We start from the raw sequence: 25,301 nt of genomic DNA, 5'->3' as shown, positions 1-25,301 counted from the left end.
GGGGTGACGATGAACCGACGTTGGGGCCGGGTACGCCCGGCGATCACCGTGGTCCTGGCGCTGGGCACGCTCCTCGCGGGCGCCGGCGGCGCGGTCGCGGCGACCGGCAAGGGCGTGCGCTACGCGCCCCGTACGACACTGGCACCGGGCGTGGACTACCGCAGGTTCGACTACGCGGGATCCCACGGCACCGCTCACGGGCACCTGCTGACGGTGGATCTGCGCCGGAGGGACGTGTCCGTGGACCTGCTGTACCCGGGTACCGTCGCGGGGCGCGGCACGGTGTCCCGGCTGGCCGACGCCGCGCACGCCGTGGCCGGGATCAACGCGGACTTCTTCCACATGAGCGAGACCCAGCACCCGGGCGTCCCGGCGACGGGTGCCCCCGTGGGCCCCGCGGTCGCCCACGGCCGGCAGCTCAAGTCCGCGGTGCCGTCGAGCCAGCGGTTCGGCCCCTCGCTGCCACCGGGCACCACGACCGAGAACGTCCTCGGTATCGGCTTCGACCGCAAGGCCCGCCTCGACCGGCTCCGCCTGGTCGGCACGGTGCGCTCCGGCCGGAGCACGCTCCCGCTGCGCGGCTTCAACCAGTACGCGCTGCCGCAGAACGGCGTGGGCGCGTACACCGCCGACTGGGGCACCGCCTCACGGCGGCGGGCGGTCTGCGGCAGCGACGTCCGCCGGGCCGACCCGTGCGGCAGGAACACCTACGAAGTCACCGTCAGGAACGGCCGGGTCACGAGGACGGCCACCACCCCGGGCCGCGGCGCGATCCCCCCGGGCACGGTCGTCCTGCTCGGTCGCGAGGACGGGGCGCGCGCCCTGCGCGGGCTCGTGCCGGGCCGGCCCGTGGTCGTGCGGAGCCGGCTGCTGCCCGTCTCCCGCCAGGGCGACCTCCGCTTCGCCGTGGGGGGCTACCCCATCCTGCGCGACCGCACCCCGCTCGCGGGACTGGAGAACGGCACGGCGGCGACCCGCACGGCCGCGGGCTTCGGCAACGACGGGCGGACGCTGTACCTGATGGCCCTGGACGGCAACGCCGAGAGCGGCGCGGGACTGACGGTCCGTGAACTGGCGGGCCTGATGTACGCGCTGGGCACCGACGCGGCCGTCAACCTCGACGGCGGCGGCTCGTCCACCCTGGTCACCCGCTCCCCCGGCGCGCCCCGCGTCACCGTGCGCAACCACCCCACCGGCGGGGTCGAACGCGCGGTCGCCAACGGCATCGGCGTGTTCACGACCCGCCGCTGACCCGGTTCACACCTCCACCACGTACCACTGCCGGGCGGACCTGCCCCGCAGATACAGGCGCTCTCCCCGGCCGACGGGACGTGCGTACCGACGGAACGGCGCCCCGTTGGGCATGGTGAGCCGGGCCTCGCCCACCACAACGGCCTGCCGCTCGGTGAGTAGGAGGTGGTGCAACGTGTCCGTACGTTCGCGTGGGCCTCCGCCGAGGGTCAAGATCCGGTCGCCCCGTACGGCCATGCCCCAGAAATGGCCCACCGGGTTCTTCCGCAGGTGGAAGCGCCCATTGGCCCGCACCTCGAGCAACGGGAAAGTCGGGTAGTAGGTCGCCCAGGCGACCGTGTCGGTGACGTTGAGGGCGTAGACGCTGTCGATGTACTCGACGCCCCGTGGCGCCGTATAGGCCCACTGCCGATTGCCGCCACTGTCCCAGCGGACGAGACCCGCGGCACTGATCGGATCGCTGTACACCCCCTCGTCGCCGTAGGCGCTCCAGAGGTTGTTCCGGCGGTCGGCCATCATGAACTCCACCACGGCACCCATGGCGAAGCTGTGGCGCATACGGCCGTCACGGCCGTATATGCGGGCGTTGCGCTCCCCCTGGGGATCGAGGCCTTGCAGGACGAACCGCCCATTGGGCAGGGCGTCCACTTCCGAGGGCAACAGGGTCACGTCGCGCAGGACGCGCTCCCGCACGTCCTTTCCCTCGCTGATGACGAGCACGGCCTCGTACGGGTACCCCCGGGGCCGGGGGCGAGGCCGTCCGTAGGGGTTCGGTTCCAGGTCCGCGGTGGGGCACAGCAGCCAAAGGGCTCTCCCCCAGGCATCCACCGTGGTGACCAGGACTTTCCGGTCGTCGTACTGACGAGGCAACAGTGCGTGGGAACGCAGTGCCACCGTGGTCAAGCAATCACCTCGCGGGCGAAGGAACGCGGCCACCCCAGTGTCGCAGGCGTGCGGCCGCGAGGGACGGCCGGGCCGTCAGTCCCCCATGCCGGGCGCGCCCCACAGGGGGAACCAGCGGCTGAGGTCCTCCTCCACGCGCAGGTCGTTCTTGAGCAGCCCGGCCACCTGCAACTCCAGGGCGTTGTCGCGTTTCTGCTCGCCGGGGCGGACGCTCAGCGGGTAGAAGGTGCCTCGTTTGTAGAGGTAGACCAGTGCCAGCGAGCGGCCGGAGTCGTCGCGGAAGCCGGCCAGCGAGCAGAGGAGTTGCGGACCGAAGCCATGGCTCTCCAGGGCCGAGTTGACCGCGTGCAGGTCGCCCACCAGCGTCGGCATGTCGTCCGCGGGGTGGCGTGCCACGAGCCAGGTGTAGCCGTACGCGTCCCGCGTGGACTCGACGGGGACGCCGCCCTGCCCGGTGTCGAGGTCGAGCAGGGCGCGGACGTCCTGCTGGACCTCCGCGAAGGCGCCGCCCTCCACGGCGGCGAAGCACACGGAGCCGACCCCGGTCGGCCGGAATCCGGCACCGGCCTCCAGGGTCACGGCGGCCGACGGCAGCCCGAAGAGCTGGTCCAGGTCGGGCTTGACGGGCTTGCTGCGGCCGAGGAGCGCGTCGAACAGCCCCATCAGCGCCGCCCCAGTTCGGCGGAGATCCGGCCGAGCTGCGCCAGCCGCTGTTCCAGGGTGGGGTGCGTCGACAGCAGCTGCGCCAGGCTCTGACCGCCGGCGAGGGCGGGCGCGAAGTAGAAGGCGTTGAACGGCTCCGCCTTGCGCAGATCCTCCGTCGGGATGCGCGCCATCTGGCCGGTGACCTTGGTGAGGGCGGACGCGAGCGAGGAGGGGCGTCCGGTGAGCATCGCGGCGGAGCGGTCGGCGGACAGCTCGCGGTAGCGCGACAGCATCCGGGTGAGCAGGAAGCTCACCGCGTACACTATGGCGCTGACCAGCGGTATCAGGATGACGATGATGGTCGTGCCGGGGTCGCGGCTGCTGCGGCCGAGGCCGCCCCACAGCCCGATCCGGGTGATCATGCCGGCGAGCACGCCCAGGAACGACGCGATGGTCATCACCGCGACGTCGCGATGGGCGACGTGGGAGAGCTCGTGGGCGATGACGCCCTCCAGCTCGTCGGGCTCCAGTCTGCGCAGCAGTCCGGTCGTGGCGCACACCAGAGCGGCCTTCTCGTTCCGGCCGGTGGCGAAGGCGTTGGGCACGTCGCTGTCGGCGATGGCGACCCGCGGCTTGGGCATGTCCGCCAGGGCGCAGATCCGGTCCACGACGCCGTGCAGCTCGGGTGCCTGCTCGGGGGTCACCTCGCGGGCGCCCATGCTGAAGGCGGCGATCCGGTCGCTGAACCAGAACTGGGCGATGAACAGACCCCCGGCCACGATCAGGATCAGCGGCCAGGCGCCGCGCAGCAGGGCCAGGAGCGCGCCGACGAACACGACGTACAGCAGCCCGATCATGAACATGGTGACCACCATGCGCGTGGTCAGCCCCTTGTCGGGGGCGAATCGGGTCCTGTCCATGGCCCCTCCCGTGTCCTCGGGCCGCCGGCCGCGGCGTCGTGCTCCGCTTCGATTGTGCCTCCGCGGAGGCGCCGATGGGCGGGTCGCGACGGCGCGGCCGGAGTACGGGATCAGCGTGCCGCGTCCAGCGTCAGCTTGCCGTAAGTGCGCCGGGCCCGGAGGTCCTCGTGCGCCCGGGCCACCTCGGAGAGCGGGTAGACGCCGCCCGCCTGCGGCCGCAGCCGGCCCTCGGCGGTCATCGCCAGCAGCTCGGCCATGGGCTCGCGGTACATGCCGGGGCGGCCCAGGCAGTGCATCAGCCAGAAACCGACGACGGCGCGCGACCGGCCCATGAGCTGGGCGGCCTGCACGGGCGTGGGCGGGACCCGGGAGGCGAGGCCGTAGGCGACCAGGCGGCCGAAGGGCGCCAGCGCGGCGAGGGAGGCGTCGAAGACCGGGCCGCCGGTCATCTCCAGGACGATGTCGACCTTCTTGCCGCCGTTGGCCTCGGTCAGGCGCTCCTTCAGGCCCTCCGGGGCTCCGTCCAGCGCGACGTCAGCGCCCAGTTCCAGGGCCAGGTCTCGCTTCTCCTTCGAGGAGGCGGTGGCGATGACCCGTCCCGCGCCGAACGCCTTGGCGAGCTGGACGGCGAGCGAGCCGGTGCCGCCCGCGGCGGCGTGCACGACGACGGACTCGCCCTCGGCCATCCGGGCGGAGGTGCGGAGCAGGTGCCACGCGGTGAGCCCCTGGACGACCAGGGCGAGCGCCTGCCCGTCGCTGACGCCCTCGGGGATGTCGTGGGCGAGGTACTCCTCGACGACGGCCTTCTCGGCGTAGCCGCCGTTGTCGGTCAGGGCGACCACACGACGGCCGTCCGGAGTGCGGCCCGCGACCTCGGCCCCGGGGACCAGCGGCAGGGTGGCCTTGGAGAGGTAGGAGTTCTCGACCATGTGGGTGTCGGCGTAGTTGACGCCCGCCGAGGTGACCTCGACCAGGAGCTGCCCGGGCCCCGGCACGGGGTCGGGCAGCTCCACCTGCCGCAGCACCTCCGGCCCGCCGAACTCGGTGATCTGGATCGCGCGCACCGCGACTCCCTCCGCTTGGGTACGTCCGTCGTGTCGTCCGGGATCACGATATCCCCGAAAACCCGGAACACCGACCAGTCGGTATGTGACGGCGGCCGGTGCGCGGCGGGGACCGTGGCGGCCCGCCGGAGCAGAAGCCCCACGGCCTGTCGACCCGGTTGTCCACAGGCGTCCGGCGGGTGTCTTGACGTGCAGGTCGGATGATGGATTACTGGTCCCGCCAAGGGCTACCGAACGATCGGTTGGGGAAGGGTGGGGGCCATGGGCGCCACGGGCGAAGGGTTTCTGGACGCTGCCGAACGGATGTCCCGGCAGGAGCTGGAGGCCGTGCAGCTGCGGCGCCTGCAGGGCACGCTGCGGCACGCGTACGACAACGTGGCGTTCTACCGGTCGTCCTTCGACAAGGCGGGCGTCCGCCCGGAGGACTGCCGCACCCTGGCGGACCTGGCCCGTTTCCCCTTCACCACCAAGGCCGACCTGCGGGACCAGTACCCGTACGGCATGTTCGCCGTCCCGGAGTCGCGCATTCGCCGGATCCACGCGTCCAGCGGCACCACCGGCCTGCCGACCGTCGTCGGCTACACCGAGCGGGATGTGGAGACCTGGTCCGACGTGGTGGCCCGGTCCCTGCGGGCCGCCGGCGCCCGGCCGGGCGACAAGGTGCACATCGCCTACGGGTACGGCCTGTTCACCGGCGGCCTGGGGGCGCACTACGGCGCGGAGCGCCTCGGCTGCACGGTCGTCCCGGCCTCCGGCGGCATGTCCGCGCGGCAGGTGCGGCTCATCCAGGACCTCCGCCCCGAGATCATCATGGTGACGCCGTCCTACATGCTCACCCTGCTGGACGAGTTCGAGCACCAGGGCGTCGACCCGCGCTCCACCTCGCTGCGTGTCGGCGTCTTCGGCGCCGAGCCGTGGACGGAGGCGATGCGCGAGGAGATCGAGGAGCGGGCCGGCATCGACGCGGTCGACATCTACGGGCTGTCGGAAGTGATCGGCCCCGGCGTGGCGCAGGAGTGCGTGGAGTCCAAGGACGGCCTGCACATCTGGGAGGACCACTTCCTCCCCGAGATCGTGGACCCGGTCACCGACGAGGTCATGCCCGCCGGCGACAGCGGCGAACTGGTCTTCACCTCGCTCACCAAGGAGGCCATGCCGGTCATCCGCTACCGCACCCGGGACCTCACCCGGCTGCTGCCGGGCACCGCCCGGCCCGCCTTCCGGCGCATGGAGAAGATCACCGGCCGCTGCGACGACATGATCATCCTTCGCGGCGTCAACCTCTTCCCCACCCAGGTCGAGGAGATCGTGCTGCGCACCGCGGGCGTCGCACCGCACTTCCAGCTGCGCCTGACCCGCACCGGACGGCTCGACGAACTCACCGTCCGCGCCGAGGCCCGGCCCGATGCCGACCCGCAGGCGCGCGCGACGGCGGCCGAGGCCATCGGGCGCGGAGTGAAGGAGGCCGTCGGTGTCACGGTGGCCGTGGAGATCATCGATCCCGGGACCCTGGAGCGTTCGGTCGGGAAGATACGCCGCGTCGTGGACGAGCGCGCAAGGTAGCGCGGGGACGTTGCCGCGGGGACGTTGCCGCGGGCGCGCCGCCGCTGCGGCAGTCGTCGGCCCGGCGGATGAGCGGTGCGGGTCCCGGACACGTATGGTCGGGCACAGGTACGGCCGGTGCAGGGCGAGGGGGCGCCTCACGGCGACGCGGGAGACCGCGCCAACCGGAAGGGCGATGAGCATGGTGCGGCGCATCCCAGTGCGTCAGATCCTCGCCGTGGTGCCACTGCTGCTGGTCGCCGTCGTCGTGCTGCGCCAGTGGCCGACCTTCGACGCGGGCACCGACCGGCTGGGTTCCGCGGACCGCGAGTGGCTGCTCGCCGCGGGTGCGGCGACCCTCCTGGCCTGGGTCTGCTCGGCCGCAGCCCAGCAGGGCGCGGTCCTCGAACAGCTCCCGGCGGGACGGCTGCTGGCCACGCAGTTCGCGGCCTCGGCGGCCAACCACATCCTTCCGGCCGGCTTCGGCGGCAACGCCGTCAACCTCCGGTTCCTGCTCCGCTGCGGCCTGTCCCCCAGCCGTTCGGCGGCGGCGCTCGCGGTACGGGCGCTGGCGGCCTGTGTGGTGCGGGTGGCGTTGCTCGCGGCCCTGCTGGCGGTGTTCCCGCACGCGCTCGACCTGCACAAGGTGGTCCCCCTGCGGGCCCACCCCGCGCTCGCCGTGGCGGCCGGCGCCGCGCTGTTCGCGGTACTCGTGGCGCTGCTGTCGGTCCGCCAGGTCCGCCGAACGGTCTCCTCCTTCCTCGGCACGGTGGTCTCCGACGTCCGCGCCGTGCACGGCAGTTCCTCGCGCGCGGCAGCACTGTGGACCGGTTCGCTGGCCTTCCCCGTGATGCACGCGGCGGTGCTCATGGCGGTCGTCCGTGCCCTGCACGCGCCGGTGCCGGCCGGGCACGTCGCCCTGGCGTACCTCGCCGGGAGCGCGGCCGCTTCGCTGCTGCCGACGCCCGGCGGGCTCGGTTCGCTGGACGTGGCGCTGGCCCTCGCGCTGGTCACCGCCGGGGCGACCGGAGTGGCGGCGACCTCCGCGGTGCTCGCGTACCGGATCGTCACCGTATGGTTGCCGTTGCTGCCCGGCGTGCTGGTGCTCGCGGCCCTCGTCCGCCGGCGGGTGCTGTGACCCGTCCCCGGAAGGAAGACCAGTGCGTGTCCTGTACGGCCTGCTCGGTGCGCTGATCGTCGGGGGGACGTTCTCCTCCGTCCTGCGCACCCTGGTCATTCCCCGGCCGACCAGATCCGGCTTCACCCGGACGGTGCACGCAGTGGTGCACTTCCCGTTCCAGTTCGTCGCCGACCGCTGCCGCACCCCCGAGGCCAAGGACCGGGTGCTCGCCCCGGTGGCGGCGGTGTCCATCCTGTTCAACCTGGTCAGCTGGCTGATCGCGTTCTGGGCCGGATACGCCCTGCTGCAGGCCTCCACCAGCGACCTCGACGCCCTGGACGCGCTGCGGGAGGCCGGGTCCTCGCTGTTCACCCTGGGCTTCGCCAGCAGTCACCACGTGGACCTGACGGTCATCGACTTCTGCGCCGCGGCGACCGGGCCCATCACCATCGGTCTGCAGATCGGTTACCTGCCGACGCTGTACGCCGCCTACTCCCGGCGCGAGGCCGAGGTGACCCTGCTGCAGGCCCGGGCCGGCAGCCCGCCCTGGGGGCCGGAGATCCTGGCGCGCTACGCCCAGATCGGCGTCACCGACAGCCTGGCGGACATGTTCCGCAACTGGGAGCGCTGGGCGGCCGAGGTCAGCGAGAGCCACACCAGTTACATAGTGCTGAGCCGCTTCCGCTCGCCGCAGCCGAACCGCAACTGGCTGGTCGCGCTCCTCGCGGTGATGGACGCCGCCGCCTTGCAGCTCGCCCTCAACCCCGGCCGCCCCCAGGCCGAGGCACGGCTCGCCCTGCGGGCGGGCTTCGTGTGCCTGCGCGACATCGCCGACATCTGGCGGATCCCGTACGAGCAGGACCCCTCCCCCGAGACGTCGATCCGGCTGACGTACGAGGACTTCGCGGCGGCCGTCGCGCACGCCGCCGCGAACGGCTACCCGCTGGAGCGCACCCCCGAGGAGGCCTGGCCGCACTTCCGGGGATGGCGGGTCAACTACGAGGATCTCGCCTACCGCTTCGCGTACCTCTTGGACGCGGTCCCGGCGCCCTGGTCCGGTCCGCGCCGCACCCTGGAGGAGACGGTGATGCCGATCACGCCGGTCGACCGGAGGCCGGCCGGCCGGGGCCGGGGCGCGAGCTAGGCCGCTCCCCGGCGGGCGCGCGACAGGCTGAGGCGGTTCCGGAAAACGAGTGGCCCGGAAAGCGGGGGGCCCGCTCCGCGGCGGGTCTGTGGCCACCGCGTACTGAGGGTGGTCGTTCCGCGCGGGCGCAGACCGCCCGGCCGTGCGGCCTGCGCCCGCTTCGGCGAACGTTGCCCGATGCGGCACTAGGTCGACAGGGCGACGTCGGTCGACTTCACCAAGGCGACGACCTCGGAGCCCTCGGCCAGGCGGAGTTCTTCGAGGGCCTCGCGGGTGATCACCGCGGTGAGTTCACGGCCGCCCGCGAACGCCATCCGCACCGTCGCCATCGCCTGTCCCCGGGTCACCGCGGTCACCGTGCCCGGGACGCGGTTGCGGATGGTCAGGCCGCCGGGGAGCGGCGGCGTGGCCAGCGAGATCTCGGTCGCCTTGATCAGGACGGTCACCCCGCCGCCGGGGATGATGCCGAGTTCACGGACGGCCTCGGCGGTCACGGCGGCGGTGAAGGCGGGGCCGCCGCCGTCGAGATGCACGGTGACCACGGCCATGACCTCGCCGGTCACCACCGACTCGGCCTTCCCGGCGATCTGGTTGCGGATGCTCAGAGCCATGTGCCGCACCGTAAGCCCGCCCGGCGCGCGGCGCGGGGAACGACCCGCGCGCACGACCCGGGCGGCGGTGTACCCGGGGTGCCCGGGGCGTGCGGGCCCCCGCGCCGCCGCGGGCGCTACACCGCGGGCACGGGCTGCGGCGGCACCGGGCCGACGTAGCGCGCCGCCGGTCGGATGATCTTGCTGTCCTCCGCCTGTTCCAGGATGTTCGCCGACCAGCCGACGACACGGGCGCAGGCGAAGGTCGGGGTGAACATCTCCCGAGGCAGCCCGCACAGTTCCATGACCACGCCCGCGTAGAACTCGACATTGGTGTGCAGCTCGCGGCCCGGCTTGAGCTCGGCGAGGATCGCCTCGACACGGGCCTCGACCTGGAGCGCGAAGTCGACCAGGGGGCCGCCGAAGTCGCGGGCGATCTCCTGGAGCATCCGGGAGCGGGGGTCCTCGGTGCGGTAGACGGGGTGGCCGAAGCCCATGATGCGGTCGCCGGCCAGGACGCGTTCGCGAATCCAGGGGTCGATGCGGTCGGGGGTGCCGATCGCGTCGAGCGTGTCCAGCGCGCGGCTCGGCGCACCGCCGTGCAGCGGACCGGACAGCGCCCCCACGGCGCCGACGAGACACGCGGCGAGGTCGGCGCCGGTGGAGGCGATGACGCGGCCGGTGAAGGTGGACGCGTTGAAGCCGTGGTCGACCGTGGAGATCAGGTACCGCTCGATCGCCCGCGCGCGCACCGGGTCGGGTTCCTCTCCGGTGAGCATGTACAGGTAGTTGGCCGCGAAGGGCAGGTCGTCACGGGGCTCGACTGGCTCCCGTCCCTGCCCGAGCCGGTACAGGGCGGTGAGCAGGGTCGGCACGGCCGCGCTCGCGGCCAGCGCGTCGGCCAGCCGCCGTTCGGCGTCGATGTCGTACAGCGGGCGGAAGCCCGCGGCCGCGCCCAGCAGCGAGAGCGCGGTGCGCAGCCCGGCGAGCGGTCCGCTGAGCGCGCCGGAGCGGGCGATGGCGGGCAGCGCGTCCCGGATGTCGCGCGGCAGCCGGCGCAGCGGCGCGACGCGGGCGGCGAAGGCGGCCCGCCCGGCGGCGTCGGGGAGCGTACCCAGCAGCATCAGGTGCCAGACGTCCTCGAAGGTCCGGCTCCGGGCGAGTTCCACGGCCGAGTACTGGCGGTAGTGGTAGAAGCCCTCGGCGCCGCGGACGTCCCCGAGCGCGGTCTCGGTGACGACGACGCCCTTGAGTCCGCGGGGTACGCGGGGCACGTCGGGGGTGACGGGCATGACGGTCACGGTGGTGTCCTCCTTCGAACGTGACTCGACCATCCATCATTGATTCAATGCACGTCAATATTGATTGAATCAATGTGTGATGGGATGGAGTCATGACGACCGACGAACGGCTCACCACCCGGCAGGCCGCCGAACGGCTCGGCGTGAAACCCGAGACGGTGTACGCCTACGTCAGCCGCGGCCTGCTCGGCAGCCGCCGCGCGCCGGACGGGCGGGGCAGCACCTTCGACGCCCGGGAGGTCGACGCACTGGTCCGCCGCACACGGCGCCCCGCGCAACACCCCTCCGAGGACGGGGCCGGGAGCGGCGTGGGCGCCGTACGGACCGGCATCACGCTCATCGACGGCGACCGCTACTACTACCGCGGGGTCGACGCCACCGCGCTCGCCGAACGGCGCCGCTTCGAGGAGGCCGCGGACTGGCTGTGGACCGGGGTGATGTCCCCCGGCACACGCTTCGCCTCGCCGCCGGAGGCCCTCAGCGCCGCCCGCCGTGCGGTGGCCGCGCTGCCCGGCCACAGCGGCGCGACGGACCGGCTGCGGGTGGCAGTGATCGCCATGGCGGCCGCCGACCCGCTGCGCTTCGACCTCGCCCCCGAGGCGGTGGTGGGGGTCGGGCGCACGCTGATCCCCGTGCTGCTCGACGCGCTGCCCGCGGCCGGGCAGGAGCATCGCGGCGAGGGGCGGGCGGCGTGGCGGCTGTGGTCGCGGCTGACCGCGCGGCCGGCCGACGAGGCGTCACTGCGGGTGCTCGACGCGGCCCTCGTCCTGCTGATCGACCACGATCTGGCCGCCTCCACGCTGGCCGCGCGCGTCGCCGCCTCCGCCCGCGCACACCCGTACGCGGTGGTCTCGGCGGGCCTCGGCGCGCTCGACGGCCCACTGCACGGCGCCGCGAGCGGACTGGCCCACCGCATGCTCGCGGAGGTGCTGGAACGGGGCAGCGCGGCCGCCGTCGTCGCCGACCACCTGCGTGCCGGACGGGACGTGCCGGGGCTGGGGCACCGCCTCTACCCCCGCGAGGACCCGCGCGCGGTCATGCTCTTCCGCCTGCTCCAGGACGTGCCCCAGGCCGGCCCGGCCCTCGCTGCCGCCCGCGAGGTCGTCACGACCGCGTCCCGCGACACCCCGCTGCACGCCAACGTCGATCTCGCGCTGGCCGTGCTCTCGGTCTCCTGCGGCATGCCTCCCGCGGCGGGCGAGACGGTGTTCTCCGTCGCCCGCACGGCGGGCTGGATCGCCCATGCCCTGGAGGAGTACGGGGAACGCCCCCTGCGCATGCGCCCCAGCGGCCACTACGTGGGCCCGCGGCCGCCCCGCCCGGTGCCGTAGCGGGCAGGGCGGGACGGGGGGACGGACAGAGCACGGCGGCGTCTAGAAGCGCACTTCCACCCCGAGCGCGTCCCCGGACGGCGGGGCGAGTTCCACCGACCCGGCGCGGCCGGCCGCGCGGACCTCGTCGGCGACGAGCGCGAAGCGGGCGAGGGCGGCCGCCGGGCCGGTCACGACGAGCCCCGCGACATCGGTGCGCATGGACAGCCGGGCCTCGGACTTGGCCCTGCGAACGGCGGTGACGGCCGCACGCGCGGTGTCCAGGACGAGCGGGTCGCCGTCGGCGGCAGCCGCGCCGAAGGCATCGGCGTCGGGCCAGGGGGCCCGGTGGACGGAGCCCTCCTGCCACCAGGACCAGACCTCCTCGGCGACGAAGGGCAGGAAGGGCGCGAAGAGCCGCAGTTGGACGGAGAGGGCGAGGGAGAGCGTGGCGAGGGCGGAGGCGTCGCCTGCGTAGGCGCGGGACTTGACGAGTTCGACGTAGTCGTCGCAGAACTGCCAGAAGAAGGTCTCGGCGCGCTCCAGCGCGCGGGCGTGGTCGAACTCCTCCATGGCGTCCGTCACCGCGCGGACGGTGTCCGCGAGCGTGGCCAGCAGGGCCCGGTCCAGCGGCGTGGTCACCGCCTCGGCCCCACCGGCCCGGTCGGCCGCGCCCCCGGTGGCGGTGCCGGCGCCGGCGCCGGACGTGAGCACGAAGCGGCTGGCGTTGAGGATCTTGATGGCGAGCCGGCGGCCGATCCTCATCTGCCCGGTGTCGAAGGCGGTGTCCGTGCCGGGCCGGGCACTCGCCGCCCAATAGCGGACGGCGTCGGAGCCGTGCTGCTCCAGCAGATCGCCCGGAGTGATCGCCTTGCCCCGGGACTTGGACATCTTCTTGCGGTCCGGGTCCAGGATCCATCCGGAGATCGCGGCGTGCCGCCAGGGCAGCGTGCCGTGCTCGGTGTCGGCGCGCAGCACGGTGGAGAACAGCCAGGTGCGGATGATCTCGTGGGCCTGCGGGCGCAGGTCCATCGGGAAGACCTTGGCGAACAGCTCGTCGTCCGTACCCCAGCCTCCCGCGATCTGCGGGGTGAGCGAGGAGGTCGCCCAGGTGTCCATGACGTCCGGGTCACCGGTGAAACCGCCCGGCCTGCCGCGCTGCTCCTCGCGGTAGCCGGGGGGCACGTCGCTGCCGGGGTCGACGGGCAGCGCCGACTCGTCGGGGACGAGGGGCCGGTCGTGGACGGGCTCACCCGCCGCGTCCAGCGGATACCAGACGGGGACCGGGACACCGAACCAGCGCTGACGGCTGATCAGCCAGTCGCCGTTGAGTCCCCCGACCCAGCTCTCGTACCGGACGCGCATGTGCTCCGGGTGCCAGCGCAGCTCACGGCCGCGCTCCAGGAGCCGGGCGCGCAGGGCCTCGTCGCGGCCGCCGTTGCGCAGGTACCACTGCCGGGTCGTGACGATCTCCAGCGGGCGGTCGCCCTTCTCGTAGAACTTGACGGCGTGGAGGACCGGTTCGGGCTCGCCTTCGAGGTCGCCGCTCGCGCGCAGCAGCCCCAGCAGGCGTTCCCGCGCGGTGAAGGCGGTGGCGCCCGCCAGGTGCGCGTACGCCGTGCGGGCCTGCTCCGAGTCCAGTCCGGACGGGGGGTCGGGCAGGAAGCGTCCGCCTCTGCCGAGCACCGGTCGGGTGGGCAGCCGCAGTTCGCGCCACCAGGTGACGTCCGTGGTGTCACCGAAGGTGCAGACCATGGCGATGCCGGTGCCCTTGTCCGGGTCCGCCAGCCGGTGGGCGTGGACGGGGACCTCGACGCCGAGGACCGGGGTGCGGACCGTCGTGCCGAACAGCGCCTGGTAGCGCGGGTCGTCGGGGTGGGCGACCAGAGCGACGCAGGCCGGCAGCAGTTCGGGCCGGGTGGTGGCGACGACGACCCGCTCGCCGTCCGGGCGGTGGAAGGCCAGCCTGTGGTAGGCGCCGGGTCGTTCGCGGTCCTCCAACTCCGCCTGGGCGACGGCGGTGCGGAAGGTGGTGTCCCACAGCGTGGGCGCCTCCGCGGTGTACGCCTCGCCGCGCGCGAGGTTGCGCAGGAAGGCGCGCTGGGAGGCGGCGCGCGAACGGTCGCCGACGGTGCGGTAGGTCAGCGTCCAGTCGACGGACAGGCCGAGCCTGCGCCACAGGTCCTCGAAGGCCCGCTCGTCCTCGGCGGTGAGCCGTTCGCACAGCTCGATGAAGTTCCGCCGGGAGACGGGGACCTGGCGCGCGCCGGGGTGTTCCGGCGGGGTGAAGTCCGGGTCGTAGGGGAGGGACGCGTCGCAGGTGACGCCGTAGACGTTCTGCACCCGGCGCTCGGTCGGCAGTCCGTTGTCGTCCCAGCCCATCGGGTAGAAGACGGACTTCCCGCGCATGCGGTGGTAGCGCGCGACGGTGTCGGTGTGGGTGTACGAGAAGACATGGCCGATGTGCAGGGTGCCGCTGGCGGTGGGCGGCGGCGTGTCGATCGAGAAGATCTCCTCGCGGGGCCGCGAACGGTCGAAGCGGTGTACGCCCGTCTCGTCCCAGCGCCGCGACCAGGTCGCTTCGAGCCCTTCGAGGGAAGGCTTGTCCGGGACGTCGTGATGCCGACGGGGCGAGTGCGTCATGCCCGCTCATCGTAGGGACGGATCGCCTCCGTGCCGAACGATTAAAGGGCCGAATCATCCGCGTTACGAACCATCCCGTTGGGGAGCTGTTGACTAGACTGGGGATCATGACCTCCCCGGCCTCCGAGCCCGCCGTATCCGCCGTGCCAGACCTCACCGGCCTGCTGCAGCACACCAGCCACGCGCTCACCAACCGCCTGGCCAACGCCCTCGGCGAGATCGGTCTCAGCCCGCGCGGTTACTGCGTGCTCCTGCACGCGCAGTCGGGCATGATGACGCAGGCTCAGCTCGCGGAGGTCTCCCAGCAGGACAAGACCACGATGGTCGTCACCGTCGACGAGCTGGAGCGGGCCGGGCTCGCCGAACGGCACCCCTCCCCCACCGACCGCCGGGCCCGGATCATCACGGTCACCGACGCAGGCCGCGCGCTGGTCGCCCGCGGGCAGCAGATCACCGCCCGGGTGCACGGGGAGGTCCTCGAAGCCCTTCCGGACGCCGAGCGGACGGTGTTCGTCACCGCGTTGCAGCGCCTGACGGACGGACATTTGGCCACGACCCAGGACTCCCCGCGCCCTGTGCGCCGCGCGCGGCAGTCGCGCCAGTAGGCTCGGACCGTGAGCGACAAAGGGCCCTTCGAACGGGGCACCGACGGCCCGAAAGTGATCGTGGCCGGGGTGGACGGGAGCGAGTCGTCGTGGCGGGCGGCCGCGTACGCCGCCGGGCTCGCGCGGCGGCAGGGGTCACTGCTGGCGATCGTGTACGTGCAGCCGGTCCTGGCCACCGGCGCGGCGTTCGGCGCGCCGGTCGCGGAGGCCACCGCCGAGATCGCCGACGAGCTCAAGGCGGAGATAGAGAAGGCCGTGCAGAGGCTGCGCGGAGCCTTCGCCGTCCGCTGGGAATTCCACACCTTCCAGGGCGACGCCTTCAGCGGGCTGTCGAAGGCGGCGGACGACCTCAAGGCCGACGCGGTCGTCGTCGGCGCCTCGGAGAAGGCCGGGCACCGGATCGTCGGATCGGTGGCGGTGCGCCTGGTCAAGGCGGGCCGCTGGCCGGTGACGGTCGTGCCCTGAGGCCTGTCGCGACGGTGCGCCGTCCGCGGCGCGGGGTCCGCGTGACCTCCGCCGGCCCTCGCCGGCCCTCGCCGGCCCTGCCCGGCCTTGCCCGGTCGGGCTCGGGAACGAGGAGGACGCCGCGCGGCCCCCTCCCGCCCCGGCCTCGGCCCCGGCCACCAGGGGGTGGGCGAGGCCGTCGGGCCCCGGTGACCGGCACGGCATGCGCGGCCACCCTGGCCTGCCGCGGCGCGGGCCCGGACCCCTCTCGCACCCGGCATCCCCCGCGGGCGGTGGGCGGGCGCGTCGTACGGAATAGCGGCCTCATGCCTTCGGTTAGGGTCAGTGGGTTCCGACCGACGGTGCCCCGGAAGCAGGTAAGGGAAGCATGGCCACTGTTGAGCTGACCAAGGACAACTTCGACGAGGTCGTCTCCGCCAACGACTTCGTGCTGATCGACTTCTGGGCGTCCTGGTGCGGCCCGTGCCGGATGTTCGCCCCGGTCTACGAGGCCGCGGCGAAGGAGAACACCGACCTCGTCTTCGGCAAGGTCGACACGGAGGCCCAGCAGGAACTGGCCGCCGCGTTCCAGATCCAGTCGATCCCGACCCTGATGATCATCCGCGACAAGGTCGCGGTCTTCGCCCAGCCGGGAGCGCTGCCGGCGCCGGCTCTGGAGGACCTGATCAAGCAGGCCCGTGCACTGGACATGGACGAGGTCCGGAAGTCCATCGCCGAGGGCGAGTCCGCCCCGAAGTCCTGACACCTGACATCTGACATCTGACACAGCGTCAGCCATGGCACGGTCCCCACAGGGGGTGCGCCATGGCCGCTACCGTCGTGGCCCCGTGGGCCGGCGGCCGCCCCGGCGGTCGCCGGCCCGGCCGCGTGGGCGCACTGTCCGCGCCCGGTCTGATCGCATGGCTGGATCTCACCCCTCGTTCGCCGGGGAAGCCGCCCCCGTGACAGCGGGGATCCCGGGTCCCCCCGGAGCGCCGGAGCCCGTGCCGCCCCTCGCGGAGAGGGGTGACCACGCCGGACGCCCCGATCCCGGTCCGCCGGGGCCGAAAACGGGCGACCATCGCCGAGATCCCGCCCCCAAGGCTCTGACCTGCCCATACACCCGCTCCGGATGCGCGGATCGGGGGCCCGGTCCACCCTTGATGATGACCGGAACGCAGGAACGCCCACCGGCGCGGGCGGACCTTACGTATCTCGGACGTTCGTCGGGGCGCTCTTGAGCGGTGTGCGCCGAACGGCTTAGGTGGTACGGACACGCGGTAGACGCGAGGTACACACCACCACCTTCGACGGGAGGTACAGGCCATGCCCGCCACCAGTCACCACATGGGGACATCCGAACCGATCACCGAGACAACGGCGGAGGACCACATCCAGGGCATCTGTTTCAAGACCGGCCCGCCGCGCCACATAGGTGTGGAACTGGAATGGTTCCTTCACGACCCGCACGACCCGGCCCGCCCGGTCGGCCCCGCTCGGCTCACCGCCGCCGTGGACGGCCTGCGGACCCTGTTCCTCCGTTCCCGGCTCACCTCAGAGCCCGGCGGACAGCTGGAGCTCAGCTCGCTGCCCGCCACCTCGCTGACCGCGTGCGTGAATGCCGCGGCGGCGGACCTCGACTCCGTACGCCACCGGCTCCGCCAGGACGGCCTGGCGCTGGCCGGGCACGGCCACGACCCGTGGCGGCGGCCGCGCCGGCTGCTCGACGAGCCGCGGTACGCGGCCATGGAGACATACTTCGACCGGTCCGGACCCGCCGGACGGTCCATGATGTGCTCGACGGCCTCGGTGCAGGTCTGCCTGGACTCCGGCACCGCGGAGCCGGGCCCCTTCGGGCTCGGCAGACGCTGGCTGCTGGCCCATCTGCTGGGCGCCGTCCTCGTCGCCGCCTTCGCCAATTCGCCGCTCAGCGGCGGCCGTCCCACGGGCTGGAAGTCCACCCGGCAGGCGGTGTGGGCCGCGCTCGACCCCGGCCGCACCCTGGCACCGGAGACGACCGGCCCCGATCCGCGGGCCGCCTGGACCGCGTACGCCCTCGACGCGCCGGTGCTGTGCATCCGCGGTGACGAGGGGCCGTGGACGGTGCCGGAGGGGCTCACCTTCCGGCAGTGGATCCGCAGCGGGGTACACCGGCCGCCCACCACCGCCGACCTGGACTACCACCTGTCCACGCTGTTCCCGCCCGTGCGGCCGCGCGGCTACCTGGAGCTGCGCATGATCGACGCGCAGTCCGGCCGGGACGGCTGGATCGTGCCGCTGGCCGTCGCCACAGCGCTCTTCGACGACGCCGCCGCCTCGGAGATCGCCTATCGCGCGGTCAAGCCGCTCGCCGACGCGGCCGGCCCCGGCCCCGCGCCGCGCAACCCCCTGTGGCGGCGCGCCGCCCGCCACGCCCTGGCCGACCCGGAACTCCACGCCACCGCCGTCACCTGCTTCGCCGCGGCCCGCGAGGCCCTGCCCCGGCTCGGGGCGAGCGACGCCGTGCAGGCCGTGGTGGCCGACTTCACCGAGCGTTTCGTCCTGCGCGGCCGCTGTCCCGCCGACGACCTGCTCGACGCCTTCCAACGCAAGGAGAGCCACTCGTGACCGCACCCGCTCTCGACCCCGAGGCGCTGCGACGGCGGGCGCTTGACGCGCTCGTCACCGCCCGTGAGCGCACCCACGGGCTGACCACCTGCGTCGACGAGCACGAGCTCACGGCGCAGCACTCCCCCCTGATGTCGCCGCTCGTGTGGGACCTGGCCCACATCGGCAACCAGGAGGAGCAGTGGCTGCTGCGGACCGTCGGCGGCCGTGAGGCGCTGCGGCCCGACATCGACCCGATCTACGACGCCTTCGAGCACCCGCGCTCCGAGCGGCCCACGCTGCCGCTGCTGCCGCCCGCCGAGGCGCACGCGTACGCCTCGGACGTGCGCGGGCGGGTGCTGGAGATCCTGGAGCGCGCGCCGCTGCACGGCAACCGGCTGACCGACGCCGCGTTCGCCTTCGGGATGATCGCGCAGCACGAGCAGCAGCACGACGAGACGATGCTCATCACCCACCAGCTGCGCCGCGGCCCCGCCGCGCTGACCTCGCCCGCACCCGCCCCCGCTCCCGCGGACGCGGCCCTGCTGCCCGCCGAAGTCCTCGTGCCCGGCGGCCCGTTCACCATGGGCACCTCCGCGGAGCCGTGGGCGCTGGACAACGAGCGCCCCGCGCACAGCCGGGACGTGCCGCCGTTCTTCATCGACACGGTGCCGGTGAGCAACGGCGCGTACACCGCCTTCATCGAGGACGGCGGCTACGAGGACGAGCGCTGGTGGACCCCGGCCGGCTGGGCGCACGTGCGGGAACACGGCCTGTTCGCGCCGCTGTTCTGGCGCCGTGAGGGCGGGGCGTGGCTGCGCAGGCGCTTCGGGGTGACGGAGCCGGTGCCGGCCGCGGAGCCCGTACTGCATGTGTCCTGGTACGAGGCGGACGCCTACGCCCGCTGGGCGGGGCGCCGGCTGCCGACGGAGACCGAGTGGGAGAAGGCCGCCCGGCACGACCCCGCGACCGGCCGCTCGCGCCGCTACCCCTGGGGCGACGCGGAGCCGGCGCCGGAACTGGCCAACCTGGGCCAGCGCCATCTGCAGCCCGCCCCCGTGGGCAGCTACCCGGCCGGTGCCTCGCCGCTCGGCGTCCGGCAGATGATCGGCGACGTGTGGGAGTGGACGGCGAGCGACTTCCTGCCGTACCCGGGCTTCGCCCCGTTCCCGTACAAGGAGTACTCGGAGGTGTTCTTCGGCTCCGACCACAAGGTGCTGCGCGGCGGTTCGTTCGCCGCCGACGCGGTCGCCGTCCGGGGCACCTTCCGCAACTGGGACTACCCGATCAGGCGGCAGATCTTCTCCGGCTTCCGCACGGCCCGCGACGCGCGTCCGGAGACGGCGTGACGGCCCCCGGGGACGGGACGGCCCCCTGATGTGCCGTCACATCGCCTACATCGGGCCGCCGGTGGCGTTGCGGGACGTCGTGATCGACCCCCCGCACTCGCTGTACCGCCAGTCGTGGGCGCCGCGCCGCCAGAAGTACGGCACGGTCAACGCCGACGGCTTCGGGCTCGGCTGGTACGCGCCGGGCGACCCGGTCCCGGCGCGCTACCGGCGGTCCGGGCCGATCTGGGACGACCCCTCGTTCGCGGACGTGTGCCGGGTGACGCGGTCCGGCGCGCTGCTCGGCGCGGTCCGCGACATCACGGAGGGATCGGCCGCCGACGAGTCCGCCGCCGCCCCGTACACGGCGGGCCCGTGGCTGTTCAGCCACAACGGCGCCCTGCGCGGCTGGCCGCACTCGGTGGCCGAGGCCGCCCGCTCGCTGCCGGCCGAGGAGTTGCTGACCCTGGAGGCACGCTGCGACTCCGCGCTGGCCTGGGCCCTCACCCTGCACCGGCTGAGAGCCGGGGCGCCCCCCGACGAGGCGCTGGCCGACACCGTCGGCCGGCTCGCCGCCCTGACCCCCGAATCCCGGCTCAACTTCCTTCTCAGCGACGGCCGTTCCATCGCCGCCACTGCCTGGGGGGACACCCTCTGGTATCTGGCGGAACCCGGCCGCAGCGTCGTCGTGGCCTCCGAGCCGTACGACGACAGTCCCCGCTGGACCGAGGTGCCCGACCGCCATCTGCTGTACGGCGATCCCACCGAGGTCCTGCTGATCCCGCTCAAGGAGCCGCACCTGTGAGCCCCTTCACTCTCACTCGCACCCTGCCCGCGGACGCCACGGCGGCCGCCCTGCGCTCCGACGTGGCGTACGGGCTGAACCGCAGCCCCAAGCAGCTCCCGCCCAAGTGGTTCTACGACGCCCACGGCAGCGAGCTGTTCGAGGAGATCACCCGGCTGTCCGAGTACTACCCGACCCGCGCCGAACGGGAGATCCTGACCGCCAGAGCGGCCGAGATCGCCCGGGCGACCGGGGCCCGCACCCTGGTCGAACTCGGTTCCGGCTCGTCGGAGAAGACCCGCCTGCTCATCGACGCCCTGGGCACCCCCCTGACCTACGTGCCCGTCGACGTCAGCGAGTCGGCGCTCCGCGGCGCCGGGGAGGCCCTGCTCGCCGACCACCAGGAGCTGAGCGTCCACGCCCTGGTCGCCGACTTCCAGCACGGCCTCGCGCTGCCGCAGACCCCGGGGCCGCGCCTGGTGGCGTTCCTCGGCGGAACCATCGGCAACCTCCTGCCGGACGAGCGCGCCCGTTTCCTCGGCTCCGTCCGCGCCCTGCTCTCCCGCGGCGACGCGCTGCTGCTCGGCACGGACCTGGTCAAGGACGAGGCGACCCTCGTGGCCGCATACGACGACGCGCAGGGCGTCACGGCCGCGTTCAACAAGAACGTGCTGTCCGTGATCGACCGGGAGCTCGGCGCCGATTTCGACCCGGCCGACTTCGAGCACGTGGCCCTCTGGGACCGCGAGCACGAGTGGATCGAGATGCGGCTGCGGGCCCGCGGGAACGTCACGGTGAAGGTGCCGGCGCTCGACCTCACGGTCGACTTCTCGCGCGGCGAGGAGATGCGCACCGAGATCTCCGCCAAGTTCCGCGAGGAAGGCGTTCGCGCGGAGCTGGCCGCCGCGGGCCTCGCCCTCCAGCACTGGTGGACCGACAGCGAGTCGCGCTTCGCGCTCTCGCTGGCCTTCCCGGCCTGATCCCGCAGCCGAGGCGGCGGTCGAGTGCCCTGGCACCTGACCGCCGCCTCGTGCGTGCGCCGGCTCTGCGGCAGCAGCGGCAGCCGCACATCGCCCTCCATATCTTTCACGAGTAAAACACCTGCTAAACTTATCGTCATGCCTCCCGTCCTCCACCCCCTCCGTGACGCCCTCCGCCTCCGTGCCGACAAGGACCTCTGGCACCACCGGGCCGTCAGCGTGGTCGTCGCCGTGGGAATCGTGGAGGGGGTCCTGCTGGCCCTGGGACGGCTCGATCTGGTGCTCTACGCGGCGGGTGGCGGGCTGTGCGCGCTGTACGCGCACGGGCTGCCGTACGCGGCACGGGCACGGACACTCGCGCTGGTCGTGCTGGGCATGGCGGCCGGGGGCGCGGTCGCCATGACGACGGCCGCGCTGACCGACGCGACGGCGGTGCGGGTCGCCGTCGCCGCCGCGCTCGCCGCGGCGCACAAGGTGGTGTGCGACGCGACGCGGGTCGGGCCGCCGGGAAACGTGATCTTCACCTTCGTCGCGGCGAGCGCCGCGTTCGCGCCGCAGACCCCGGCGCAGGTGCCGGAACACGTGGGGCTGATGGTACTGGGCGGGGCGGTCGCCTGGCTGGTGGGCATGGCGCCCGCCCTGGTGCGCCCATACGGGCCCGAGCGCGCCGCCGTGGCGCGTGCGCTGGAGGCCCGGGCGCACGTCCTGGCGGGCGACGGGAGCCCGGCACGGGCCCGGCACGCGGCGACCGCCGCCGGGAACGCCGCGTGGCACACACTGCGGGCCGCCGGGGCGAGCGCCCACCGCGCGCGGCTGGAGCGCCTGCTGGCACGCGCCGGGGCCGCCGGACCCGACGGCACCCCCCGGCTGACCGCCTGGGCCCGGGAACTGCGCACGACACGGACCCTGCCGGACCCGGGCGCCGCCGGCGGCACGGACGTCCCCGTGAGGCCGGCGCCCGCCCACGGCCCGACCGCGCGGCACCTGCTGCCGATCGGCCTGCGGGTCGGCCTCGGCAGCGCGGTGGCGGGCTGGGCCTCGATGGCGCTCGGCGTGGACCGTCCGTACTGGGCCGTCGTGACCGCCGCCGCGGTCCTCGCCGCCAACACCACACTGTCCTGGCAGCGGGCGCTGCAGCGCGTCGTGGGCAATCTGCTCGGGGTGCTGCTGTTCACCCTGCTCGTGCCGTTCACGACCACCGGCGCGGTGGCCCTGATCGCGACCGCGCTGGCCTGCAATGTCGCCGCTGAGGCCACCATCGCCCGCAACTACTGGCTGGCCAGTGCGTTCGTGACGCCGATGGCCATGGTCATGACCGAGTTCGCGGGCGCCCGCCCCGCGGGCCCGCTGGTCACCGACCGCTGGGTGGACACCCTCGTCGGGGCGGTGGCCGGGCTCGCGGTGTGCTTCGCGGTGCCCAATCGGCACGCCGGCCGGCGGGTCGGCGCCGCCCTGGACCGACTGGAGGGCGAGCTCGCCGCCCGGCTGCCCCGGGAGCCCCGGCTCACCGCGGCGCTGCTGGAACTGCGCGAGGCCGTCGACACCGCCTCCGGCGAGTGGTGGAGCGGCCCCCTGCCCGAGGAACGGATCACCGACGCGGAACGGCGCGGCCACCTGGCTCTCGCCGGCTGCCGCGGCGCGGGCCGGTCCGTCACCCCGGCTTGACGACGCGTACGATCATGCGGACGCCGCCGGAGCCGCCGGCGGACCGAGGAAGGACATCGCGCGTGGAGGACGCCGTCGCGACGGTGCTGCGCCAATGGCAGGACGTGCACCCGGAGCTGGACTTCGCGCCCGTCGCCGTGATCGGGCGCCTGAACCGGTGCACCGCGCTCCTGCAGCTCGCCGTCGACGCGCCACTGAACCGCGAGGGCCTCACCCGCCCGGAGTACGACATCCTCTGCGCGCTGCGCCGCGTCGGCGGTGAATTGACGCCCGGACGTCTGGCACGTGAAACTTTCGCTTCGGGAGCGGCGATCACCAAGCGGATCAAGCTGCTGGAGGAGCGTGGCCTCATCGGCCGCCGCCCGGACGACCGGGACCGCCGGGTCTCGCACCTGCGGCTGACCCCCGCCGGCCTGGCGCTCGTGGATCGCCTGCTGCCCGAACAGCTCGCGTACGAAGAGGGATTGCTGTCCGGCCTGCCGGACGGCCCGCGCCAGGGGCTGGCCGAAACCCTCGGCGAACTCCTGCTGCTGCTCGAAGGCCGCTTGGGCGCGCTTTCCGGGTGAAGCGGGCACCGACCGGCACCGCACCCCCAGTGATTCAGCGAGCGCACATCTCCACGCTCCGCAGAGGACATGCCAAGGCAAGGCGCCGACGGGACAGATAGGGGTGTCCCCGTCCCCCTGACCAGGGAATCGCGCCATGACCGCTTCGTACGAACTCGCGCCCGTTGTCGACAACGTAGGCGACCGTCCCCGCTATTCGGTGAGCCTCGCCCAGGACGAGGCCGAGGTGCGGGCCGCGCAGCGTCTGCGGCACCTGGTGTTCGCCGGGGAAATGGGAGCCGTGCTGGACACGCCCGAACCGGGCCTGGACATCGACGCCCTCGACGCCTTCTGCGACCACCTGCTGGTGAAGGACGACCACACCGGCGACGTCGTCGGCACCTACCGGCTACTGACCCCCGCCAACGCCCGCCGCGCGGGGCGCACCTACTCCGAGACCGAGTTCGACCTCGGCCGGCTCGCCCCCATCCAGCACGACCTCGTCGAGGTCGGACGCTCCTGCGTGCACCCCGACCACCGCGACGGTGCCGTCGTCGCGCTGATGTGGGGCGGCATCACCCGCTACATGGCGACCACCGGCCACAACTGGCTGGCCGGCTGCTGCTCGGTGCCGCTCGCCGACGGCGGCTCGACGGCGGCCGGCGTCTGGGACCGGGTCTCGGCCAAGTACATGGCCCCCGAGGAGTACCGGGTCACGCCGCACCGCCCCTGGGACCCGACGGGCCTGGCCCGCCCGGCCCGCGCCGCGCTGCCCGCCCTGCTCCGCGGCTACCTGCGCCTGGGCGCCTGGGTCTGCGGCGAGCCCGCCCACGACCCGGAGTTCGGTGTCGCCGACCTGTTCATCCTGCTCTCGCTGGAGCGCACGGACGAGCGTTACCTGCGCCACTTCGGCTCGCTCGGCTCCCTCGGGTCCTCGTGATGGCCGCCACGTGGTGGTCGCCGGTCTCCCCCTGCACCCCGCAGGAGTGCGTGACCGGTGAGGCTCCCCTGGTGGGCCGGCTGAGCAGGCTGGTGCGCTACGCCGCCGCGCTCGTGGTGCTGCTGATCGGTGTCGTCCTGGCCGTTCCGGTGGCCGCGCTGTGCCCCCCGGCACTGCGTGACTCCCTGGTCCGCGCCTGGATGCGGTCGGTGGCGGCCGCGTTCGGCATGCGGATCCGGGTGCCGGCCCCGCCGGCGGCGCGCGAGCCCGGCCGGGGGCTGCTGGTGGTCGCCAACCATGTGTCCTGGATGGACATCCTGCTGATCGCCGCCGTCATCCCGGGACGCAACGTCGCCAAGGCGGAGATCCGGGGCTGGCCGGTCATCGGCCCGTTGTGCGTGCTCGGGCGGACCATCTTCATCGACCGCGAGCGGTTCCGGACCCTGCCGGACACCGTCGCCGAGGTGGCGGAGGCGCTGCGCGGCGGGGCGACGGTCGTCGCCTTCCCCGAGGGGAGCACCTGGTGCGGCCGCGAGGAGGGCCGCTTCCGCGGGGCGCTGTTCCAGGCCGCGCTGAACGCGGGTGCCGACGTGCAGCCCCTGCGGATCGACTACCGGCTGGCGGACGGCACGCGCAGCACCGCCCCGGCGTTCGTCGGGGCGGACACGCTGATGGACTCGGTGCGCCGGGTCGTGTCGGGCCGCGGCCTGACCGCGGAGGTGGCGGTGCTCGCGCCGATCACCGCGGGCACCTGGCACGACCGGCGTGCGCTCGCCCGGGCGGCGCACGGCGCGGCGCACCGGGCCGAGGTGCCCGCCGCGCGGCAGCCCGCGCCGCTCGCACCGGTCGCATCGGCACAACCCGTCGAGGTGATCGAACTGGTCGAGGTGACGGCCCCGGTCGTCATCCCCTCCCCCGTCGTGCAACCGAGCGAGCCGGCCGCGAGTCTTCCCTAGCGACAACCGGTTCCCGGAACCGTCGCTCCCATGGG

General features: G+C 73.6%; 23 protein-coding genes. 16 read left to right on the top strand and 7 right to left on the bottom strand.

Going from position 1 to position 25,301, the window contains the following annotated elements; all coding sequences use genetic code 11:
* The first annotated feature begins 9 nt into the window (after window positions 1–9).
* Window positions 10–1,251, top strand: coding sequence for a phosphodiester glycosidase family protein (locus PV364_RS03470; RefSeq protein ID WP_319658101.1), 1,242 nt, complete (start codon window positions 10–12; stop codon window positions 1,249–1,251).
* A 6-nt stretch (window positions 1,252–1,257) separates the two neighbouring features.
* Here the strand turns inward: PV364_RS03470 and PV364_RS03465 are convergent, their stop codons facing one another.
* The 4 genes from PV364_RS03465 to PV364_RS03450 all read right to left on the bottom strand — a co-directional run bounded on the left by PV364_RS03465 (window position 1,258) and on the right by PV364_RS03450 (window position 4,783).
* Window positions 1,258–2,145, bottom strand: a complete 888-nt coding sequence (locus PV364_RS03465; RefSeq protein WP_319658348.1) for a hypothetical protein — start codon at window positions 2,143–2,145, stop codon at window positions 1,258–1,260.
* Window positions 2,146–2,229: 84 nt separating this feature from the next.
* A complete protein-coding gene (pspAB, locus tag PV364_RS03460) occupies window positions 2,230–2,817 on the bottom strand; it encodes a PspA-associated protein PspAB (protein ID WP_319658100.1) in 588 nt (195 codons plus the stop codon).
* Window positions 2,817–3,719, bottom strand: a complete 903-nt coding sequence (gene htpX / locus PV364_RS03455) for a zinc metalloprotease HtpX (RefSeq protein WP_319658099.1) — start codon at window positions 3,717–3,719, stop codon at window positions 2,817–2,819. Before htpX ends, pspAB begins: the two co-directional genes overlap by 1 nt.
* 110 nt (window positions 3,720–3,829) lie before the next feature.
* Complete coding sequence (locus PV364_RS03450) at window positions 3,830–4,783, bottom strand: NADPH:quinone oxidoreductase family protein (RefSeq protein WP_319658097.1); 954 nt, start codon at window positions 4,781–4,783, stop codon at window positions 3,830–3,832.
* Window positions 4,784–5,044: 261 nt separating this feature from the next.
* On the opposite strand from PV364_RS03450, the gene paaK reads away from it, so the two are divergent.
* The 3 genes from paaK (at window position 5,045) to PV364_RS03435 (ending at window position 8,589) form a co-directional block, all read left to right on the top strand.
* Window positions 5,045–6,346: a phenylacetate--CoA ligase PaaK gene (paaK, locus tag PV364_RS03445; protein WP_319658096.1), complete on the top strand. Its 1,302-nt coding sequence runs from the start codon at window positions 5,045–5,047 to the stop codon at window positions 6,344–6,346.
* Window positions 6,347–6,521: 175 nt separating this feature from the next.
* Entirely contained in the window at window positions 6,522–7,463 is a 942-nt protein-coding gene (locus tag PV364_RS03440; protein WP_319658095.1) for a lysylphosphatidylglycerol synthase transmembrane domain-containing protein, read from the top strand.
* A 22-nt stretch (window positions 7,464–7,485) separates the two neighbouring features.
* Window positions 7,486–8,589, top strand: coding sequence for a hypothetical protein (locus PV364_RS03435; protein ID WP_319658094.1), 1,104 nt, complete (start codon window positions 7,486–7,488; stop codon window positions 8,587–8,589).
* Window positions 8,590–8,774: 185 nt separating this feature from the next.
* On the opposite strand, the gene PV364_RS03430 is transcribed toward PV364_RS03435, so the two are convergent.
* Both PV364_RS03430 and PV364_RS03425 read right to left on the bottom strand, forming a co-directional pair.
* Complete coding sequence (locus PV364_RS03430; protein ID WP_319658093.1) at window positions 8,775–9,200, bottom strand: TOBE domain-containing protein; 426 nt, start codon at window positions 9,198–9,200, stop codon at window positions 8,775–8,777.
* Between the two features lie 116 nt (window positions 9,201–9,316).
* Complete coding sequence (locus PV364_RS03425) at window positions 9,317–10,471, bottom strand: citrate synthase (RefSeq protein WP_319658346.1); 1,155 nt, start codon at window positions 10,469–10,471, stop codon at window positions 9,317–9,319.
* A 101-nt stretch (window positions 10,472–10,572) separates the two neighbouring features.
* On the opposite strand from PV364_RS03425, the gene PV364_RS03420 reads away from it, so the two are divergent.
* Window positions 10,573–11,811 carry a citrate synthase gene (locus PV364_RS03420; protein WP_319658091.1) on the top strand — a complete coding sequence of 413 codons (1,239 nt, stop codon included), beginning with the start codon at window positions 10,573–10,575 and terminating at the stop codon, window positions 11,809–11,811.
* A gap of 42 nt (window positions 11,812–11,853) precedes the next feature.
* Here PV364_RS03420 and valS read toward each other — a convergent pair whose 3' ends face one another.
* Window positions 11,854–14,433, bottom strand: a complete 2,580-nt coding sequence (valS, locus tag PV364_RS03415; RefSeq protein ID WP_319658089.1) for a valine--tRNA ligase — start codon at window positions 14,431–14,433, stop codon at window positions 11,854–11,856.
* A 107-nt stretch (window positions 14,434–14,540) separates the two neighbouring features.
* Between valS and PV364_RS03410 the strand changes: the two genes are divergently transcribed.
* The 11 genes from PV364_RS03410 (at window position 14,541) to PV364_RS03360 (ending at window position 25,266) form a co-directional block, all read left to right on the top strand.
* A complete protein-coding gene (locus PV364_RS03410; protein WP_319658088.1) occupies window positions 14,541–15,038 on the top strand; it encodes a MarR family winged helix-turn-helix transcriptional regulator in 498 nt (165 codons plus the stop codon).
* 9 nt (window positions 15,039–15,047) lie between these two features.
* The gene (locus tag PV364_RS03405; protein WP_319658087.1) at window positions 15,048–15,503 is read left to right on the top strand and encodes a universal stress protein; all 456 of its coding nucleotides are present in this window, start codon (window positions 15,048–15,050) and stop codon (window positions 15,501–15,503) included.
* Between the two features lie 367 nt (window positions 15,504–15,870).
* Window positions 15,871–16,245 (top strand): thioredoxin, encoded by a 375-nt coding sequence (trxA, locus tag PV364_RS03400; protein WP_319658086.1) that lies wholly within the window; start codon window positions 15,871–15,873, stop codon window positions 16,243–16,245.
* A 563-nt stretch (window positions 16,246–16,808) separates the two neighbouring features.
* Window positions 16,809–18,089 carry an ergothioneine biosynthesis glutamate--cysteine ligase EgtA gene (gene egtA, locus PV364_RS03395; protein WP_319658085.1) on the top strand — a complete coding sequence of 427 codons (1,281 nt, stop codon included), beginning with the start codon at window positions 16,809–16,811 and terminating at the stop codon, window positions 18,087–18,089.
* Window positions 18,086–19,417 carry an ergothioneine biosynthesis protein EgtB gene (egtB, locus tag PV364_RS03390; protein ID WP_319658084.1) on the top strand — a complete coding sequence of 444 codons (1,332 nt, stop codon included), beginning with the start codon at window positions 18,086–18,088 and terminating at the stop codon, window positions 19,415–19,417. The genes egtA and egtB overlap by 4 nt, the downstream gene beginning before the upstream one ends.
* 28 nt (window positions 19,418–19,445) lie before the next feature.
* The gene (gene egtC, locus PV364_RS03385) at window positions 19,446–20,201 is read left to right on the top strand and encodes an ergothioneine biosynthesis protein EgtC (RefSeq protein WP_319658083.1); all 756 of its coding nucleotides are present in this window, start codon (window positions 19,446–19,448) and stop codon (window positions 20,199–20,201) included.
* The gene (egtD, locus tag PV364_RS03380) at window positions 20,198–21,160 is read left to right on the top strand and encodes an L-histidine N(alpha)-methyltransferase (protein WP_319658082.1); all 963 of its coding nucleotides are present in this window, start codon (window positions 20,198–20,200) and stop codon (window positions 21,158–21,160) included. Before egtC ends, egtD begins: the two co-directional genes overlap by 4 nt.
* Before the next feature lie 138 nt (window positions 21,161–21,298).
* Window positions 21,299–22,825: an FUSC family protein gene (locus tag PV364_RS03375; protein ID WP_319658081.1), complete on the top strand. Its 1,527-nt coding sequence runs from the start codon at window positions 21,299–21,301 to the stop codon at window positions 22,823–22,825.
* 14 nt (window positions 22,826–22,839) lie between these two features.
* Complete coding sequence (locus tag PV364_RS03370) at window positions 22,840–23,391, top strand: MarR family winged helix-turn-helix transcriptional regulator (RefSeq protein WP_319658080.1); 552 nt, start codon at window positions 22,840–22,842, stop codon at window positions 23,389–23,391.
* 136 nt (window positions 23,392–23,527) lie between these two features.
* Window positions 23,528–24,310, top strand: a complete 783-nt coding sequence (locus PV364_RS03365; RefSeq protein WP_319658079.1) for a GNAT family N-acetyltransferase — start codon at window positions 23,528–23,530, stop codon at window positions 24,308–24,310.
* Window positions 24,310–25,266: a lysophospholipid acyltransferase family protein gene (locus tag PV364_RS03360; RefSeq protein WP_319658078.1), complete on the top strand. Its 957-nt coding sequence runs from the start codon at window positions 24,310–24,312 to the stop codon at window positions 25,264–25,266. Before PV364_RS03365 ends, PV364_RS03360 begins: the two co-directional genes overlap by 1 nt.
* Window positions 25,267–25,301: the final 35 nt, after the last annotated feature.

It is taken from the genome of Streptomyces sp. MI02-7b, assembly GCF_033793585.1.
Taxonomy (GTDB): domain Bacteria; phylum Actinomycetota; class Actinomycetes; order Streptomycetales; family Streptomycetaceae; genus Actinacidiphila.
The sequence above is the reverse complement of the archived record's forward strand: the minus strand, read 5'-3'. Positions and strand labels throughout refer to the sequence as shown.